A 16,776-nucleotide genomic window follows, 5' to 3' on the forward strand; every position below is an offset into this window, starting at 1 on the left:
CTGTTTTGCGGCAAGCCTGCAGTCGGCCGGCCATCATGTCTGCGCCGCGCCCCCGATCTTGTTCTGCTGACGCGGCCTGCGGGGCGTGGAGCCGATGCGTTGTCGAAATTCGGGACCTGTCGGCCCCTTGCGCCAGCTTGCGGCCCAAGGGTCAACGATAACATCCAGCTTTTCAACCCGATTTTGTGGCATCGGTGACAGGGTCTCGGCGGTTGACCTTGCGGAATGCCGACGGGGTCTGGCCCGTTTGCCGTTCGAAGGCGCGCGTGAAATAGCCCGCCGACCCATATCCAAGCCGTCTAGCGATCTCGGCCACCGGCAGGCGCGTTTCCGCCAGAAGCAGCCGTGCCTCGAACATCAGGCGATCTTGCAGAAGGGCCATGGCCGACCGGCCACAACATTTCTGGCATGCGCGCGTCAGATGGGTCGGGGTCACGCCAAGTTCCGCGGCGAGTTCGGCCACTCCCTTGCCGCTGCCAAGGGTGCATTCGATCAGATCGGTATATCGGGTCACCAGCCGCTGCGCGGCATCCGGACCAGGGCTTTCCTGGGCGAGGTTTTCGTGCCGCATCAGCCAGATGCCGATCAGGCCCAGATGGTGCCATGCTGCCTGGCGGGACAGCGGTGCCGCGGAAGCAAGTTCGCGCTGCGCATTTTCTATCAACGAGGAAAGCGCGGCCTGTGCCGCGACGTCGCGCACACGCAGGTGCAACGGGGCCCGGGGCAGCGCAAGGTTGGGTTCGTATCCGAAAAATACAGCACTTCCAAATGTTTGTGGGCCAATTTCAACGCAATGCATCACGCCCGCCGGGACGTGGATCGCGTTGTGCACACCATAGCCGCGGCGAAGCCCGGAAATCGTGATCCGCCCCTGTCCGCGCGTGAACCACAAGAGCATCGGCTCGGCCAGGGCGCGCATCGATCCGGCGCGCCATTTTCCGCCAGAGGCCAGCTGCTGCACCGGAACGACCCTTGCCCTGCAGCGGTCCCATGGCCGCGCATCGGCCTTTTCTTCGGGGCCAGGATCAAGCGCGCGGATCAGCTCCCTTGTGAACAGAACAGGCACGGAGTTCGTCTTTCATCTGGATCCCGGGGCGCAGCCTAGACCTTTGCCACCGGGGTTCAAGCCGGAAGTGCCGCGGCGCGTATCCGCGGCGGTACGGCGCCGTGGCGGTCGGTTCGGACGATCACGGGCGGGACACACGGCGCCACTTTTTCATCCGGTTGCGAAACCAGGTCCTTTGGCGCTTGGCGTATTGGCGCGATGCGGCCTGTGCGCGTCCGATGGCCTGATCCAGCGACAATTCGCCGCGCAGATGCGCCACAAGTTCGGGCGCGCCGATCGCACGCGCCCACAGCGCCAGCGGGTCCCAGATCGGCAGAACCGCTTCGACCTCGGCCAGCGCGCCGGCATCGATCATCTGCAGGAAACGGCGATCTATGCGTTCGGCCAGCCAGTCGCGATCAGCATCGATGACGATCGGCAGACAGCGCGACAGCGGCAAGAGGGGCGGAGGCGTGCGGTCCTGCCATTCGGCCAACCCAATGCCGGTGGCGCGCAGGACTTCCCATGCCCGCTGCACGCGCGCCGGATTGTTCCGGTCGATCCGGGCGGCGGTCTGCGGATCGAGCTCGGCCAGCAAAGCCGCATGACCCTCGCGCGCGATCCGAGCGTCGGCTTCGGCCCGGATCCGGGGCGGGGTTTCGGGAATTTCGGCAAGCCCTTCGGTCAACGCGGTCAGATAGAGCCCGGTTCCGCCAACGATGATCGGGCGGCTGGGGCCATGAAGGATCGGCGCGACCTCGCGCAGCCAATGGCCCACCGAGTAATCCGCCCCCGGCGGCAGGTGGCCGTAAAGCATGTGCGGCGCCCGCGTTTCGTCCAGTTCGGAAGGGCGCGCGGACAGAATGCGCCAGCACGACCATACCTGCAGCGCATCGGCATTCACGATGACGCCGCCCTTTTCCTCGGCTATGCGCAGCGCCAGCTCGGACTTCCCCGAAGCGGTGGGACCGGCGATCAAAACCGGTGTTTCATGGTCTATTTCGTCAATCATTACGTTTTTTTAACCGACTGCCTTCATTCGGAGCGCGGGCTGGATCGGCGACGCATCGCGACTGCATGGGTGTTGCGGTTGAACCCGGGCGCGAATTCCGTCATGTTGCGCGCGATCCAGAACAGCGGCAAGGGAAGCAGGCATGAGCGCGTCGGACGAGCCCAGTGTCAAGTACAAGCGTGTCCTTCTGAAGATCTCCGGCGAGGCCTTGATGGGGGACCAGGGATACGGCCTGCACCCGCCGACCGTCGAGCGAATCGCGCGCGAGGTCAAGTCGGTGCGCGATCTTGGCGTCGAGATCTGCATGGTCATCGGCGGCGGCAACATCTTCCGCGGCCTTCAGGGCTCGGCCCAGGGGATGGAGAGGACCACTGCCGACTATATGGGGATGCTTGCCACGGTGATGAACGCCCTGGCCATGCAGTCGGCACTGGAATCGATGGGGGTCTTCACCCGTGTCATCAGCGCGATTCGAATGGACGAAGTGTGCGAGCCCTATATCCGGCGCCGCGCCGTGCGCCATCTTGAAAAGAAACGCGTTTGCATCTTCGCGGCGGGAACGGGCAATCCCTATTTCACGACCGACACCGCGGCGACGCTGCGCGCCAACGAGATGGCCTGCGAGGCGATCTTCAAGGGCACCAAGGTCGACGGTGTCTATGACAAGGACCCGAAGAAGCACCCCGACGCCAAGCGCTATGATCGCGTGACCTATGACGAGGTGCTGCAAAAGCATCTGGGCGTGATGGATGCCAGCGCGATCGCGTTGGCGCGGGAAAACAACCTGCCGATCATCGTCTTTTCGCTGGATGAACCGGGCGGGTTCCGTGGCATCCTTTCGGGGCGTGGCACCTATACGCATGTCGGCCAGTGACAGGAAATCGGCGCGGAACCGGGCGCTGCCCGGAAATCGGCGCAATCGCTCTCTATACAGCTGCTTGCCCTTGGCGCTATAGAGGTGCGAACGAAAACCCGACATTCGGAACAATCACGGCGATACAGGCATGAGCGAGAACATCGAAATTCAGACTGACGATCTGGAACGGCGCATGGACGGCGCACTGAACGCACTGCGCCAGGAATTCGCATCCCTTCGCACCGGGCGGGCCTCGGCCTCGATCGTCGAGCCGATCATGGTCGATGCCTACGGCGCGATGACGCCGCTGACCCATCTGGCGACCGTCAACGTGCCCGAACCCCGCATGGTGACGGTGAACGTGTGGGACAAGGGCCTGGTCGGAAAGGTCGAAAAGGCCATTCGCGAAAGCGGCCTGGGGATCAACCCCCAGACCAACGGCACGATCATCATGCTGCCGATCCCCGAGCTGAACGAGGAGCGTCGGCGGGAACTGGCCAAGGTCGCCGCGCAATATGCCGAACACGCCCGCGTCGCGATCCGCAACGTGCGGCGCGATGGCATGGATCGCATCAAGAAGGCCAAGGCCGAGGGCATGAGCGAAGACGACCAGAAGTTCTGGCAGGATGAAATTCAGGCCATGACCGATCGTCACATCGCGATGGTCGACAAGGCGCTGGAGGAAAAGCAGGCCGAGATCATGCAGGTCTGAGACCTGCATTGAGGCAAGAGGGGCTGCCGATGGCCGCGAGGGACATCACGACTGGCGCGCCTGCGCATGTGGCCATCATCATGGATGGCAATGGTCGCTGGGCGACGTCTCGCGGCTGGCCACGGCTTGTCGGGCATCGGCGTGGCGCCGAACGGGTGCGCAGCATCGTCGAGGCCGCGCCGCAGCTCGGGATCCGCTATCTGACCCTTTATGCCTTTTCGACCGAGAACTGGAAGCGTTCGACCGAAGAGGTCATCGGCCTGATGGCGCTGTTCTCGCGCTATATTCAGTCCGAGGCCGACCGGCTGGCGCAACAGGGCGTTCGCATGCGCTTCATCGGCGCGCGGCATCGGCTTGACGACAAGCTGCAGGCCCTGATGGCGGGTATCGAGGAGCGCACGCGCAACAACGATCGGTTGCACCTGACGGTGGCGATCAACTACGGCGGACGGGATGAGATCCTGCGCGCCGCGCGCGACTTCGCCAGCGATGTCGCCGCGGGCCGCGCCCGGCCGGAAGATCTGGATGACGCAACGTTCTCGGGCCATCTGGACACGGCGGATATTCCTGATCCGGACCTGGTGATCCGCACAAGCGGCGAGACGCGGATTTCCAACTTTCTGCTGTGGCAATGCGCCTATGCGGAATACGAGTTCACACCGACGCTGTGGCCCGACTTCACGCCCGAGGAAATGGCAGAGATCGTATCCCGCTTCGGGACGCGCGAAAGACGGTTTGGGGGCGCTCTGACGGCATGACGGCAACGGAAGGCAAATGGGGCGACCTGGCCGCGCGGGCCGGGTCCGGGATTGCGATGGCCGTGGCCGGTATCGTTCTGGTCTGGCTGGGCGGCCCGTGGTTCGCGGCGCTGTCGGTGCTTGTCGGTACGCTGATGATCTGGGAACTGGCCGCCATGACCGACCAGTCGCGCCCAAGGGAGGCATTGGCGCTTGCCGGCCTTGCCGCAATTTGCATGGTCGTGGTCCTTTATGGACAGAATCCCTTTCTGATGCCGCTTCTTGTCTTGCCGGCACTGGCGGGTCTGTTGCGTCCGGGCCGCCCGATGCGGTTCGCGTTTGCGATCTATGCCGTATTGATCATGGTGGCCTGCTATGGGCTTGTCGCCTTCCGTGACGGCTATGGCATGCTGTGGATCGTGTGGTTGATCCTTGTCGTGGTCGTGACGGACATTGCCGGCTATTTCGCTGGAAGGATGATCGGTGGGCCGAAATTCTGGCCGCGCTTCAGCCCGAAGAAGACATGGTCGGGGGTGGTCGCGGGCTGGATCGGCGCGGCCATTGTCGGCGCGGTATTTCTTGTCATCTCGACGGCAGGACGCGACCTGATATGGATTTCGGCGCTTCTGTCACTTGCCTCGCAGCTTGGCGACATCGCCGAAAGCGCTCTGAAGCGCAAGGCTGGCGTCAAGGATTCGTCGGCCCTGATCCCGGGGCATGGTGGCTTGATGGATCGGTTCGACGGGCTGCTGGGAGCGGCGATCTTCATGCTGATCGTGGCGCAGCTGACCGACGTTCCCGTGGTGCGGTTCTGATCCGATGCGCAGGATCTCGATCTTTGGCTCGACCGGTTCGATCGGGCAGAGCACGGTTGATCTTCTTCTTCGCGAAGGAGGTCCGGAAACCTTTCGCACCGTCGCGCTGACCGGCGGACGCAATGTCGCGCTGCTGGCCAGCCAGGCGCGTGCCCTGCGTGCAGAAATTGCCGTGATCGCGGATGACTCGTTGCTTGGGGCGCTGAAAGAGGCCCTTGCCGGCACCGGTATTGCCGCGGCTGCGGGCCGAAACGCGATTCTCGAGGCTGCGCAGCGGCCATGTGATTGGACCATGTCGGCCATCGTCGGGGCCGCGGGGCTGGTGCCGGGCTTCCTGGCCCTGTCGCATGGCACGACGCTTGCTTTGGCCAACAAGGAAAGCCTTGTGACCGCCGGCCCGCTTCTTCTGGCCGAGGCGCGGGCGCATGGCGCGCGCATCCTGCCTGTGGACAGCGAGCACTCGGCCATCTTCCAGGCCCTGCAGGGCGAGGAGATGGAGGCCGTGCAGTCGATCACGATCACGGCGTCTGGCGGGGCTTTCCGCGACTGGCCGATCGAGAAGCTGGCCCAGGCGACGGTCGAACAGGCCTCGACGCATCCCAACTGGGCCATGGGACAAAGGATCACGATCGACTCGGCGTCGATGTTCAACAAGGCGCTGGAGCTGATCGAGACGCATGAATTCTTTGGAATCGACCCGGATCGGATCGAGGTTCTGGTGCATCCCGAATCCCTGGTTCATGCCCTGGTCGCCTTTCGCGACGGGGGCGTGATCGCGCATATGGGGGCGCCGGACATGCGCCATGCCATTGGCTATGCGCTGAACTGGCCCGAACGCAGGGATCTGCCGGTCGCGCCGCTGGATCTGGCCCGGGCCGGTTCGCTGACCTTTCGCGTCCCAGACCCGCAGCGTTATCCCGCGTTGGGGTTGGCGCGCGATGTCATGCGGATCGGCGGGCTGGCGGGGGCCGCGTTCAATGCCGCCAAGGAGGCCGCGCTGGACGCCTTCATCGAGGGTCGCATCCGCTTCACCCAGATGGCCGAGGTCGTGGATGACGTGCTGAACCGCCTTTCGCGCGATCCCGCCCTTGGCAAGGTGCCTGCGGATCTCGATATGGTGCTTCAGATGGATGCCGAGGCCAGAAAGGTCGCGGACGATGTGATCGCACGACAATTCGGAGGATAGGGCGTGGAAACGACGGGACTGATCGCATCTTTCGCAAGCTCGGGGCTGACGGTTCTGTCCTTCGTCGTTGCCCTGTCGATCATCGTGTTCGTGCATGAATTCGGCCACTACATCGTTGGCCGCTGGTCCGGGATCAAGGCCGAGGTCTTCTCGATCGGCTTCGGTCCGGCATTGTGGTCGCGCATGGACAGGCACGGCACGCGATGGCAGGTCGCCGCGATCCCTCTTGGCGGCTATGTGAAGTTTCTTGGCGATGCGAATGCCGCTTCGGCCGGGGCCGATGAAGAGACGCTTGCCCATCTGAGCGAGGACGAGCGTCGCCATACGATGCACGGGGCGCCCCTGTGGGCGCGCGCGGCGACGGTCTTCGCCGGCCCCGCCTTCAACTTCGTCCTGTCGATTGTGGTCTTTGCGGCCATGACCTTTGTCAGCGGCGTGGCGACGGACGGCCCCGAGATCGCCTCGATCAGGCCGCTGCCGCAGGTCAACGAATTGCGGCCGGGCGACCGCATTCTGGCCGTGGCGGGGATCGAGACTCCGGACTATGCCGCCCTGGCCGAAGCCGTCGAAAAGCTGCCGCCCAGCGCGACGGTGGAATACCGCGTCCTGCGCGACGGGAAGGAGATCACCGTGACGGGGCCGACGCTGATGCCTCCGATCGTGATGTCGGTACAGCCGCGCAGCGCGGCGCAGGATGCCGGGCTGATGCCCGGTGATGTGATCGTCGCGGCCAACGGGCAGCCGGTGGCGCGCCTGACAGATCTGCAGACCATTATCCGTTCGGGCGAGGGGGCGCCGATCACGCTGGATGTCTGGCGTGACGGTCAGGTATTCCAGACCACGCTGACACCGCGCCCGCGCCCCGTCCCGACCGAGGATGGCGGGCTTGAAACCGCTTGGCTGATCGGGATCACGTCGTCCTTCTTCTTCGAGCCCGCCACGCGCCATCCCGGCCCGGTCGAAGCCCTGGGCATCGGCGTGTCGCAGACCTGGGGCATCATCGAAGGCACCATTACCGGGATTGCCAGCATCATTTCCGGGGCGATCTCGAGTTGCAACATCAATGGCCCGATCGCGATCGCGCAGGCCACCGGCACGGCAGCAAGTGCGGGGCTGGATTCCTTCGTCTGGATGATTGCGGCGCTGTCAACGGCGATCGGCCTGGTCAACCTGTTCCCGATTCCCGTGCTCGACGGCGGACATCTTGTGTTCCATGCCTATGAATGGGCGACCGGCCGGCCCCCGTCCGAACGGTTCATGAATGCGGCCATGGCCCTTGGTCTGGCAATCGTCCTGACGCTGATGCTGTTCGGCCTGACCAACGATCTGTTCTGCACCTGAGAACGGCGTCCGGGGCAGGCCCAATTACTGCCATAATCCGCGGCTAGGCTGCGTGAAGCGATACTTGAACTGGGGCGTTTCCCATGCAGACCTTGCAAAATGGCCTTTCCGGCGGAATGCGCAGCCTGGCGGTAATGCTGGAAGTGGGCCTTGACCGGGTTCTGATCCCGCTTGCCATCGTTGTGGCACTGGCGGGAAGCGCGATGATCGGCGGTGAAATCGCACGCATGTTCCCGCCCGACCATCATCAGATACGCTGACGCGCCCCCCTCGCGACACTATCGGAAAATCATGTCGGCGCGCCCTTTCGGGCGCGTTGTGGCTTTTGACATGGTTCGGCTTTCGGGCTAGTCACGGATCAAGGTCTTGAACCGTGAAATCGGGGGGCAGAAATGAAATCGGCCGGGCAGGGCGTCGATCGCGGCGCGAACGAGATTGCAACCCTTCGGCGGGCTGCGCAGGGTGGGCGCGGAGATTTCCGGCGACTGTTGCGGCCGGTGGCGGTCCTGCTGGTGACGGCGGCCTTTGTCCCGCCCGCGCCGCCCGCAATCGCGCAAAGTTATTCCTTTTCGTCCATCGTCGTCGAGGGCAACGAAAGGATCGAACCGGCCACGATCGCCCGGATTGCCGGGTTACAGTCGGGCAGGACCGTCTCGGCCGGCGAACTGAACGATGTCGTCCAGCGGTTGAATGCCTCGGGCCTGTTCCGCAGCGTTGATGTCGTGCCCTCGGGCGGGACGCTGATCATCAAGGTCGTCGAAAATCCGGTGATCAGCGTCGTTTCCTTCGAAGGCAACGCGCTGATCAAGGACGAGGATCTGTCCAAGATCGTGAAGTCCCAGCCGCGTCGTGTCTATACGCCCGCGCAGGCCGAAGCGGACGCCGCCGCCATCACGCAGGCCTATGCCGAGTCGGGCCGTCTGGCGGCCCGGGTTGAGCCGCGCGTGATCGAACGGTCGAACAACCGCGTCGATCTGGTCTTCGAGATCCGCGAGGGCGCCGTGACCGAGATCGAGCGGCTGTCCTTCACCGGCAACCGTGCCTTTTCCGACCGGCGGCTGCGCCAGGTCCTGCAGACCAAGCAGGCGGGGCTGCTGCGTCGCTTCATCCAGCGCGATACCTTTGTCGCCGACAGGATCGAACTGGACAAACAGCTGCTGACCGATTTCTATCGTTCGCGCGGCTATATCGACTTCCGCGTCCTGTCCGTCTCGCGGGAGTTTTCGCCCGAGCGCGATGCCTTCTTCCTGACCTTTGCCGTTCAGGAAGGGCTGCAATACAGCTTTGGCAATGTCACCACGATCAGCGAATACGAGGGTATAGATCCCGCGCCCTATGCCGAGGTCGTGAATATCCGACAGGGCCAGACCTATTCCCCGACCGCCATCGACACCGTGATCTCGCGCATGGAGGCGATCGCGACCAGGCAGGGCGTAAACTTCCTGACGGTCGAGCCGCGCATCACGCGCAATCCCAGAACGCAGACCCTGGATGTCGTCTTTGCCCTGACAAAGGGGCAGCGTGTCTTTGTCGAGCGGATCGACATCGAAGGCAATGCGACCACCTTGGACAAGGTCATCCGGCGTCAGTTCCGCACCGTCGAGGGCGACCCGTTCAACCCGCGCGAGATCCGTCAGGCGGCCGAACGGATCCGGGCGCTGGGGTTCTTTGAAAACGCCGATGTGCGCGCGCGGCAGGGGACCGGGCCGGATCAGGTCATCGTCGATGTGAATGTCGAGGAGAAACCCACCGGTTCGCTGTCTTTCGGCGCCGCCTATTCCACGTCGGACGGGGTCGGGTTCAACGTTGCGCTGTCCGAGTCGAACTTCCTTGGTCGAGGCCAGTTCGTGAGCGTGTCCATCTCGACGACCGAGTCGGATCAGAACAACTCGATCACGTTCATCGAACCGGCCTTTCTGGATCGTGACCTGAAACTGCGTCTTTCGGCCTATTACCGCACCAGCGACAACAGCAATTCCTACTACTCGACGCGGCGCGCGGGATTCAGCCCGTCGATCGAGTTCCCGTTGGGCGAACTCAGCACGCTGGAGCTGCGCTATGCGATTTCGCGTGACGAGCTGACCGATGTGGACACCGACTCCTCGGCGCTCTTGCAGAACGAAGCCCTGCGCGGCGCCGAGATCACCAGCGCGATCGGCTATACCTATCGCTATGACAGCCGCATCGGCGGGATCGACCCGAACCGTTCGTGGCGGGTTCAGTTTGGCCAGGATTTCGCGGGCGTCGGCGGTGACATCCAATCCGTTCGGACCACCGGACTGCTGTCCTATCAGCAGAAGATCATGCGCGAAGAAGTGACCCTGCGCGCCGAGCTGGAAGGTGGCGCGGTTGTCGCAACCAAGGGCGACACGCGTATCCTGGACCGTTTCGCTGGCCGCAGCCCCGTGCGCGGGTTCGAGCCGAACGGGATCGGTCCGCGTGACCTTGGCGCAGTCAACGAGGGCGCCGTTGGCGGCAATTTCTTTGCCGTCGCGCGGCTCGAGGCGGAATTCCCGCTGGGCCTGCCCGAGGAATACGGCATCACCGGAGGTCTGTTCGCCGATGTCGGGTCTGTCTGGGGGCTGGACGATACCGCCGGGACGGCAACCATCGACGACGGCCTGCATCTGCGCAGTTCGATCGGCTTCTCGGTCTTCTGGGATACGCCGCTTGGACCGTTGCGCTTCAACTTCTCGAAGGCGATCCAGAAGGAAAGCTATGACAAGGAGCAGACCTTCGATCTGACGGTTTCCACCCGCTTCTGATGCGCGTGCTTCGCTGGATCGCCGTTGCGATTGCCTTGACCGCCGGCCATGCCGACGGCCAGGAGATCGTGCCGCAGGTGCCGGTTGTCACGGTCGATCAGGATCGTCTGTATTCGGCAAGTCTTTGGGCTGCCCGGGTGAGAGAGCGGATCAGGATCGAATCCGAAGCCTTGGCCGCCGAGAACCGCCGCATCGAGGCCGAGCTTGTCGCCGAGGAACGCGACCTGACCGAGCGTCGCAAGACGATGGATCAGGCCGCCTTTCGCAAGCTTGCCGAGGCGTTCGACGCCAAGGTCGTGGACATACGCCAGCGGCAGGAAAGCAAGGCCCGCGCGATATCGCGGCTGCAGGAGATCGAGCGGCAGCGCTTTCTTGCAGCCGCTTTGCCGGTGATCGAAACATACCTGCGCGAGCGCGGCGCGCTGATCGTGCTTGATCGGCGGGTGGTCTTTGCCGCGGTCGATGCCATCGACATTACCGACGATCTGACCGCGCGCATCAATGCATCGGTGGGGGCCGGCGAAGATCTGCCGATGGATGAGATCGACATCCCCGCCGATGGCCGGGCTGAGCCTGACGACGCATCCGGCGGCCAGTGACGCCTTGCCACGGGCAGGCGCAATTGTTAGCAAGGCGAGACCTTTCAAGACCCCTTGGAGAGCACAGCATGACCGCGACGCAGATCACCGAGGCCGATATTGCTTTGATCCAGCGGATCATCCCGCATCGCTACCCGTTTCTTCTGATCGACAAGGTCGTGGACATCGTCCCCAACAAGAGCTGCGTCGGCATCAAGAATGTCACGTTCAACGAGCCGCACTTCCAGGGCCATTTCCCGGCCAAGCCGATCATGCCCGGCGTGACCATCGTCGAGGCGATGGCCCAGTCCGCGGCCGTTCTTGTCGGAATATCGATGGATGTGATCGGGCGCGACCTGCTGACCTATTTCATGTCGATCGACGGCTGCAAGTTCCGTCGCATGGTCGTTCCCGGAGACGTGCTGGAGCTGCACATGACCGTCAAGCGCGGCGGGGGCAAGATCTGGCGCTTCCACGGCCATGCCAAGGTCGGCGACCAGACGGCCTGCGAGGCCGAGATCACGGCCATGATGGATCTGCGGGACTGAACATGACCATCGCCGAAAGCGCGCGGATCCATCCTTCCTCGGTGATCGAGCCGGGCGCGGTGATCGGACCGGATTGTCATATCGGGCCATTCTGCATCATTGGGCCGAATGTGCGCCTTGGGCGGGGGGTCCAGCTGAAATCGCATGTCGTGGTTCAGGGCGACACCGAGATCGGTGATGAAACGGTGGTCTTTCCGTTCTCATGCCTGGGTGAAGTGCCGCAGGATCTGAAGTATCGCGGCGAACGGACCCGGCTGATCATCGGGCGGCGCAACCGGATCCGCGAGCATGTCACGATGAACACGGGCACCGAAGGCGGCGGGGGTATCACGCGCGTCGGCGATGACGGGCTGTTCATGGCAGGCTGTCACGTCGCCCATGACTGCCAGATCGGCAGCCGCGTGATCCTTGTCAACAACGTCGCCCTGGCTGGCCATTGCGTGCTTGAAGACGAGGTGATCGTCGGCGGACTGTCCGGCGTCCATCAGTTCGTGCGCATCGGGCGGGGCGCGATGATCGGGGCCCTGTCGATGGTGACGGCCGATGTCATTCCCTATGGGCTTGTACAGGCGCCGCGGGCGGTTCTGGATGGGCTGAACCTTGTTGGATTGAAGCGCCGCGGGGTGGCGCGGGCCGAGATTGCAGCGCTTCGCGATCTTCTGGATGCGCTGTCGCGTGGCAATTTCCGTGAAACGGCGCGCGCCCGGGTCGAGGCCGGCAGCGATCACGCGCTGGTCCGCGAGGTTCTGGATTTCATCCTGGGCCCCACCGACCGTTCCTTCCTGACGCCGCGATGATGACGAAGACCGCCCTTATCGCCGGGCAGGGGGCCTTGCCCGCCATCCTTGCGCGGGCGCTGGCCCGCAACGGCACCGATCATCTGGTCGCCGAGATGGAGGGATTTCCCTGCGGAATCCGCGCGCCCGAGCCGGTGCGCTTTCGCATCGAACGTCTGGTCCCCTTTCTGGACCATCTGGCCGATCACGGCGTCGAACGGGTGGTCATGGCCGGGGCGATCCGCCGGCCGCGCGTCGAGGCCGAGCTGGTCGATCCGCGAACGGCGACCCTGCTGCCTCGGCTGATCGGCGCCTTTGGCAAGGGTGACGACGCGCTGCTGCGCGAGGTGATCGGCATTTTCGAGGATTGGGGGCTGACGGTCGTCGGCGCCGATGCGATTGCGCCCGAACTCGTCCCGCCCGCGGGTGTTCTGGTCGGTCAGCCCAGCGATGCCGATGCGCGCGATGTCGAACGCGCGGCCGAGCTTGTCTCGGGCCTTGGGCGGCTGGATGTCGGGCAGGGTGCGGTGGTGGCCCAGGGGCTGTGCCTGGGGCTTGAAAGCCTGCCGGGAACGGATGCCATGCTGCGTTTCGTCGCTGCCGAGGCTGCAGATCTGCGCCCCGATCCGAACGGCGCGCGCGGGGTGCTGTTCAAGGCGCCCAAGCCCGGACAGGATCGCCGGATTGATCTGCCGACGATCGGGCCCGAAACCGTGCGCGGTGCTGCCCGGGCGGGGCTTGCCGGTATCGCCTGGGAGGCCGGTGGCGTCATCCTGCTTCAGCGCGAAGATGTCGAGCGGCTTGCCACCGAAGCCGGTCTGTTCCTGTGGTCATGGGCGCCATGAAGCTGTTTCTCGTCGCCGGCGAGCCGTCGGGCGATGCGCTGGGGGCGGCCTTGATGGCCGGGCTGAAGCAGCTGGCGCCGGATGTCGCGTTTCACGGCGTCGGCGGCCCGCGCATGCAGCAGCAGGGTCTGACCAGCCTTTTTCCCATGGAAGAACTCTCGGTCATGGGGCTGATGGAGGTCCTGCCGAAATACCGTGCACTGAAGCGCCGGTTGGAAGAAACCGCCCGGGCAGCGGCTGAAATCGCGCCCGACGCGCTGATCACGATCGACAGCCCGGACTTTTGCCTGCGGCTTGCCGCCAGACTGCGCGAATTGCGACCGCAGCAGCGTACCATTCACTATGTCGCGCCCACCGTATGGGCATGGCGACCGAAGCGCGCCGAACGCATGGCGCGGGTGATCGACCATGTTCTGGCGCTTTTCCCCTTCGAGCCGCCCTACATGGAGCGCGCGGGAATGACCTGCGATTTCGTTGGCCATCCCGTCGTGGCCGAGCCCTGGGCCGGCCCCGATCAGGCCGCCGCGTTTCGGGCCGAGAAGGGGATCGGTCGGGATCAGCCGCTGCTGTTGTGTCTGCCCGGTTCGCGGCGTGGCGAGGTGCGCAGGCTGGGGCCGCGTTTCGGCGAGGCGATCGCGCGCCTGCGTGATCGCGAACCCAGCCTGCGGGTGGCAGTTCCAACATTGCCATCGATTGCCCCGATGGTGCGACAGATGGTCGAACACTGGCCAGTCCAGCCCGTTGTCGTCGAGCAGGCGGATGCAAGAAGGGCTGCATTCGCGGCGGCCGATCTGGCGCTGGCCGCCTCGGGAACGGTCAGTCTCGAGCTTGCTGCAAACAGCGTTCCCATGGTCGTGGCCTACGACTTCAACCGATTGTCGTGGTGGATGATCCGCCGGGCGGCACTGATCGATACCGTGACGCTGGTCAACATCGTGTCGGACACACGTGCCGTGCCGGAATTTCTGGGCCCCGATTGTCGCCCCGGGCCGATTGCGGATGCCCTGGCGCGCCTGCTGGACGATGACGCCGAGCGCCGGGCGCAGATCGAGGCCATGGAGGTCACCATGCAGCGCCTTGGTCGGGGGCAAGAGGTCCCGGGCCTGCGCGCGGCGCGTTCGGTGCTGGATTTTCTCGCCCGCTCTCAGTAGCCGCGCCAGATCCAGCCGCCGCCCAGAACGCGCGTCGTGCCTTCCTCGTAGAAGACACAGGCCTGACCGGGCGAAACGCCTTCCTCGGGCTCCAACAGCTCGACCACGGCCTGCTCCTCGGACAGCGGACGGATGATTGCCGGACGCGGCGGCCGCGTAGAGCGGATGCGGACCAGCGCATGCCATTCGGTGGCCGAGGTAAAGGGTGCATCGCCCAGCCAGTTGATTTCGCGCACGGGAACATCCTTGCGCGCAAGGGCTTCCTTGGGGCCGACGACAACGCGACGGGTTTCGGGGTCAAGCTTGACGACGTAAAGCGGTTCGCTCAGCCCGCCGATGCCAAGGCCGCGCCGCTGGCCGATCGTGTAGTGGATCACGCCGCGGTGCTGGCCAAGAACATTGCCGTCCATGTCCACGATCTCGCCCGGATCGGCGGCGCCGGGGCGCAGCTTTTCGATCACGCTGGCGTAATTTCCATTCGGCACAAAGCAGATATCCTGACTGTCGGGCTTGTCCGCGACCGACAGGCCATATCGCGCGGCCAACGCCCGCGTTTCGGCCTTGGATTTCAGATGTCCAAGCGGAAACCGCAGGTATTCCAGTTGCTCGCGCGTCGTCGAGAACAGGAAATAGGACTGGTCCCTGTTGGGGTCCGCCGCGCGGTGCAGCTCGGGCCCGTTCGGGCCCATCTTGCGCTGGATGTAATGGCCTGTGGCCATGCAATCGGCATCAAGGTCGCGCGCGGTGGCCAGAAGATCCTTGAACTTGACGCGTTCGTTGCACCGGATGCACGGAACGGGCGTGGCGCCAGCCAGATAGGCGTCCGCGAACTCGTCGATCACGGCTTCGCGGAACATGTTCTCGTAGTCCAGCACGTAATGGGGAAATCCGATCGTGTCGGCCACGCGGCGGGCGTCGTGAATGTCCTGACCCGCGCAGCAGGCGCCTTTCTTGGCCAGCGCGGCCCCGTGATCGTAAAGCTGCAGCGTGACGCCGACGACGTCATACCCTTCTTCGGCCAGCATTGCGGCCACGACCGAGGAATCGACGCCGCCCGACATCGCCACGACGACGCGCGTATCCTGCGGCCGTTTCGGGATGCCAAGCGAGTTCAGCGGTTGGGTTTCGTCAAGAGCCATGGGACCTCCGGGGTTGCGTCGGAATATAGGAAAATACGACGTAGTCACAAGGCGCCGTTTCACCTTGCGTTAATCGCGTTCCCGACAGGATCGGCGCGACGAGACAAAGGGGGGGCGCCATGTTCCTGAAAAAGATCGAAACTCCGCGATCGGTCACCTTGCCTGATGGTTCGGTCCTCACGCCGGCGGATCTGCCGCCTGCCGACACGCGACGCTGGGTTGCCAGTCGCAAGATGAAGGTCGTTCTGGCCGTCAGGCACGGCCTGCTGTCGCTCTCTGATGCGTTGGAAAGATACGCTCTGTCTTCAGAGGAGTTCGAGGAATGGTGCCGCGCCGTGGACCGCGACGGCGAAAGGGGCTTGAAGGTGACAAGGCGCAACCGCTAGATACAACCCATGGTAGAAATTTGGATTCGGCACGTTCCGGTAACTTGCAATTAACCAAGTGGTGCCACGGTCGGGTTCACAATCCATGAACGCGGAGAACGCCAGATGAGGATCCTGTTGGTGGAAGACGACCCGACCACTTCGCGGTCGATCGAGCTGATGCTGACGCATGCCAATCTCAATGTCTATTGCACCGATCTGGGGGAAGAGGGCATCGATCTTGCCAAGCTGTATGATTACGACCTGATCCTGCTGGACCTGAACCTGCCCGATATGAACGGACATGACGTGCTGCGTCAGTTGCGCATGTCCAAGGTGAACACGCCGATCCTGATCCTGACCGGGACGGACGATACCGAAAGCAAGGTGCGCAGCTTCGGCTTTGGTGCAGACGACTATCTGACCAAGCCCTTCCACCGCGAGGAACTGATCGCACGGATTCATGCAATCATCCGCCGCTCGAAGGGGCATGCGCAATCGATCATCCGCACGGGCAAGATCGAGGTCAACCTGGATGCCAAGACGGTCGAGGTCGAAGGCAAGCCGGTGCATCTGACGGGCAAGGAATACCAGATGCTGGAGCTTCTCAGCCTGCGGAAGGGCACGACCCTGACGAAAGAGATGTTCCTCAACCATCTGTATGGCGGCATGGATGAGCCCGAGTTGAAGATCATCGACGTCTTCATCTGCAAGCTGCGCAAGAAACTGGCCCAGGCGACGGGCGGTGAGAACTATATCGAAACCGTCTGGGGGCGGGGCTATGTGCTGCGCGATCCGGGAAGTGCCGACTGTTCACTTAACCTTCTTGACTTACGAATGACATGACGGTTTCGATGGGCCGTCTGCCCTGGTTTCGGTAGCCCAGATGCGGGCGCTCGGTGTTG

The 16,776-nt window shown here is 63.9% G+C and carries 18 protein-coding genes; 15 read left to right on the plus strand and 3 right to left on the minus strand.

The genetic code is table 11. The features are described 5' to 3' along the window. Positions 1-172: 172 nt before the first annotated feature. Positions 173-1,066 carry a helix-turn-helix domain-containing protein gene (locus LV82_RS11820; RefSeq protein ID WP_245873153.1) on the minus strand — a complete coding sequence of 298 codons (894 nt, stop codon included), beginning with the start codon at positions 1,064-1,066 and terminating at the stop codon, positions 173-175. A 121-nt stretch (positions 1,067-1,187) separates the two neighbouring features. Continuing rightward, positions 1,188-2,057: a tRNA (adenosine(37)-N6)-dimethylallyltransferase MiaA gene (gene miaA, locus LV82_RS11825; RefSeq protein ID WP_104071921.1), complete on the minus strand. Its 870-nt coding sequence runs from the start codon at positions 2,055-2,057 to the stop codon at positions 1,188-1,190. A 142-nt stretch (positions 2,058-2,199) separates the two neighbouring features. Between miaA and pyrH the strand changes: the two genes are divergently transcribed. The 13 genes from pyrH (at position 2,200) to lpxB (ending at position 14,367) form a co-directional block, all read left to right on the plus strand. After that, a complete protein-coding gene (pyrH, locus tag LV82_RS11830) occupies positions 2,200-2,931 on the plus strand; it encodes a UMP kinase (protein WP_104071923.1) in 732 nt (243 codons plus the stop codon). A gap of 130 nt (positions 2,932-3,061) precedes the next feature. After that, entirely contained in the window at positions 3,062-3,625 is a 564-nt protein-coding gene (frr, locus tag LV82_RS11835) for a ribosome recycling factor (RefSeq protein ID WP_104071924.1), read from the plus strand. Positions 3,626-3,654: 29 nt separating this feature from the next. Beyond that, the gene (uppS, locus tag LV82_RS11840; protein ID WP_104071926.1) at positions 3,655-4,383 is read left to right on the plus strand and encodes a polyprenyl diphosphate synthase; all 729 of its coding nucleotides are present in this window, start codon (positions 3,655-3,657) and stop codon (positions 4,381-4,383) included. Further along, positions 4,380-5,177: a phosphatidate cytidylyltransferase gene (locus LV82_RS11845; protein ID WP_104071928.1), complete on the plus strand. Its 798-nt coding sequence runs from the start codon at positions 4,380-4,382 to the stop codon at positions 5,175-5,177. The genes uppS and LV82_RS11845 overlap by 4 nt, the downstream gene beginning before the upstream one ends. 4 nt (positions 5,178-5,181) lie before the next feature. Then, positions 5,182-6,363 carry a 1-deoxy-D-xylulose-5-phosphate reductoisomerase gene (gene dxr, locus LV82_RS11850; protein ID WP_104071929.1) on the plus strand — a complete coding sequence of 394 codons (1,182 nt, stop codon included), beginning with the start codon at positions 5,182-5,184 and terminating at the stop codon, positions 6,361-6,363. 3 nt (positions 6,364-6,366) lie between these two features. Next, complete coding sequence (gene rseP / locus LV82_RS11855) at positions 6,367-7,704, plus strand: RIP metalloprotease RseP (RefSeq protein WP_104071931.1); 1,338 nt, start codon at positions 6,367-6,369, stop codon at positions 7,702-7,704. Between the two features lie 83 nt (positions 7,705-7,787). Next, on the plus strand, positions 7,788-7,964 hold the full coding sequence (locus tag LV82_RS14940; RefSeq protein ID WP_170063411.1) for a hypothetical protein: 177 nt from the start codon (positions 7,788-7,790) through the stop codon (positions 7,962-7,964). A 132-nt stretch (positions 7,965-8,096) separates the two neighbouring features. Beyond that, on the plus strand, positions 8,097-10,469 hold the full coding sequence (gene bamA, locus LV82_RS11860; RefSeq protein WP_104071933.1) for an outer membrane protein assembly factor BamA: 2,373 nt from the start codon (positions 8,097-8,099) through the stop codon (positions 10,467-10,469). Between the two features lie 5 nt (positions 10,470-10,474). Beyond that, positions 10,475-11,068 carry an OmpH/Skp family outer membrane protein gene (locus LV82_RS11865; RefSeq protein WP_170063412.1) on the plus strand — a complete coding sequence of 198 codons (594 nt, stop codon included), beginning with the start codon at positions 10,475-10,477 and terminating at the stop codon, positions 11,066-11,068. A gap of 68 nt (positions 11,069-11,136) precedes the next feature. Beyond that, positions 11,137-11,595, plus strand: a complete 459-nt coding sequence (gene fabZ / locus LV82_RS11870) for a 3-hydroxyacyl-ACP dehydratase FabZ (protein WP_104071937.1) — start codon at positions 11,137-11,139, stop codon at positions 11,593-11,595. 2 nt (positions 11,596-11,597) lie between these two features. Then, complete coding sequence (gene lpxA, locus LV82_RS11875; RefSeq protein WP_211289210.1) at positions 11,598-12,392, plus strand: acyl-ACP--UDP-N-acetylglucosamine O-acyltransferase; 795 nt, start codon at positions 11,598-11,600, stop codon at positions 12,390-12,392. Then, positions 12,392-13,216, plus strand: coding sequence for an LpxI family protein (locus tag LV82_RS11880; RefSeq protein ID WP_104071997.1), 825 nt, complete (start codon positions 12,392-12,394; stop codon positions 13,214-13,216). The genes lpxA and LV82_RS11880 overlap by 1 nt, the downstream gene beginning before the upstream one ends. Beyond that, positions 13,213-14,367 carry a lipid-A-disaccharide synthase gene (gene lpxB, locus LV82_RS11885; RefSeq protein ID WP_104071995.1) on the plus strand — a complete coding sequence of 385 codons (1,155 nt, stop codon included), beginning with the start codon at positions 13,213-13,215 and terminating at the stop codon, positions 14,365-14,367. Before LV82_RS11880 ends, lpxB begins: the two co-directional genes overlap by 4 nt. On the opposite strand, the gene mnmA is transcribed toward lpxB, so the two are convergent. Next, positions 14,361-15,506: a tRNA 2-thiouridine(34) synthase MnmA gene (mnmA, locus tag LV82_RS11890; RefSeq protein ID WP_104071939.1), complete on the minus strand. Its 1,146-nt coding sequence runs from the start codon at positions 15,504-15,506 to the stop codon at positions 14,361-14,363. The genes lpxB and mnmA overlap by 7 nt on opposite strands. A gap of 119 nt (positions 15,507-15,625) precedes the next feature. On the opposite strand from mnmA, the gene sciP reads away from it, so the two are divergent. Further along, complete coding sequence (gene sciP, locus LV82_RS11895; protein WP_104071941.1) at positions 15,626-15,892, plus strand: CtrA inhibitor SciP; 267 nt, start codon at positions 15,626-15,628, stop codon at positions 15,890-15,892. A 105-nt stretch (positions 15,893-15,997) separates the two neighbouring features. Beyond that, the gene (gene ctrA / locus LV82_RS11900; protein ID WP_104071943.1) at positions 15,998-16,717 is read left to right on the plus strand and encodes a response regulator transcription factor CtrA; all 720 of its coding nucleotides are present in this window, start codon (positions 15,998-16,000) and stop codon (positions 16,715-16,717) included. Positions 16,718-16,776 lie beyond the last annotated feature (59 nt).

Source organism: Albidovulum inexpectatum, assembly GCF_002927635.1.
GTDB lineage: Bacteria > Pseudomonadota > Alphaproteobacteria > Rhodobacterales > Rhodobacteraceae > Albidovulum > Albidovulum inexpectatum.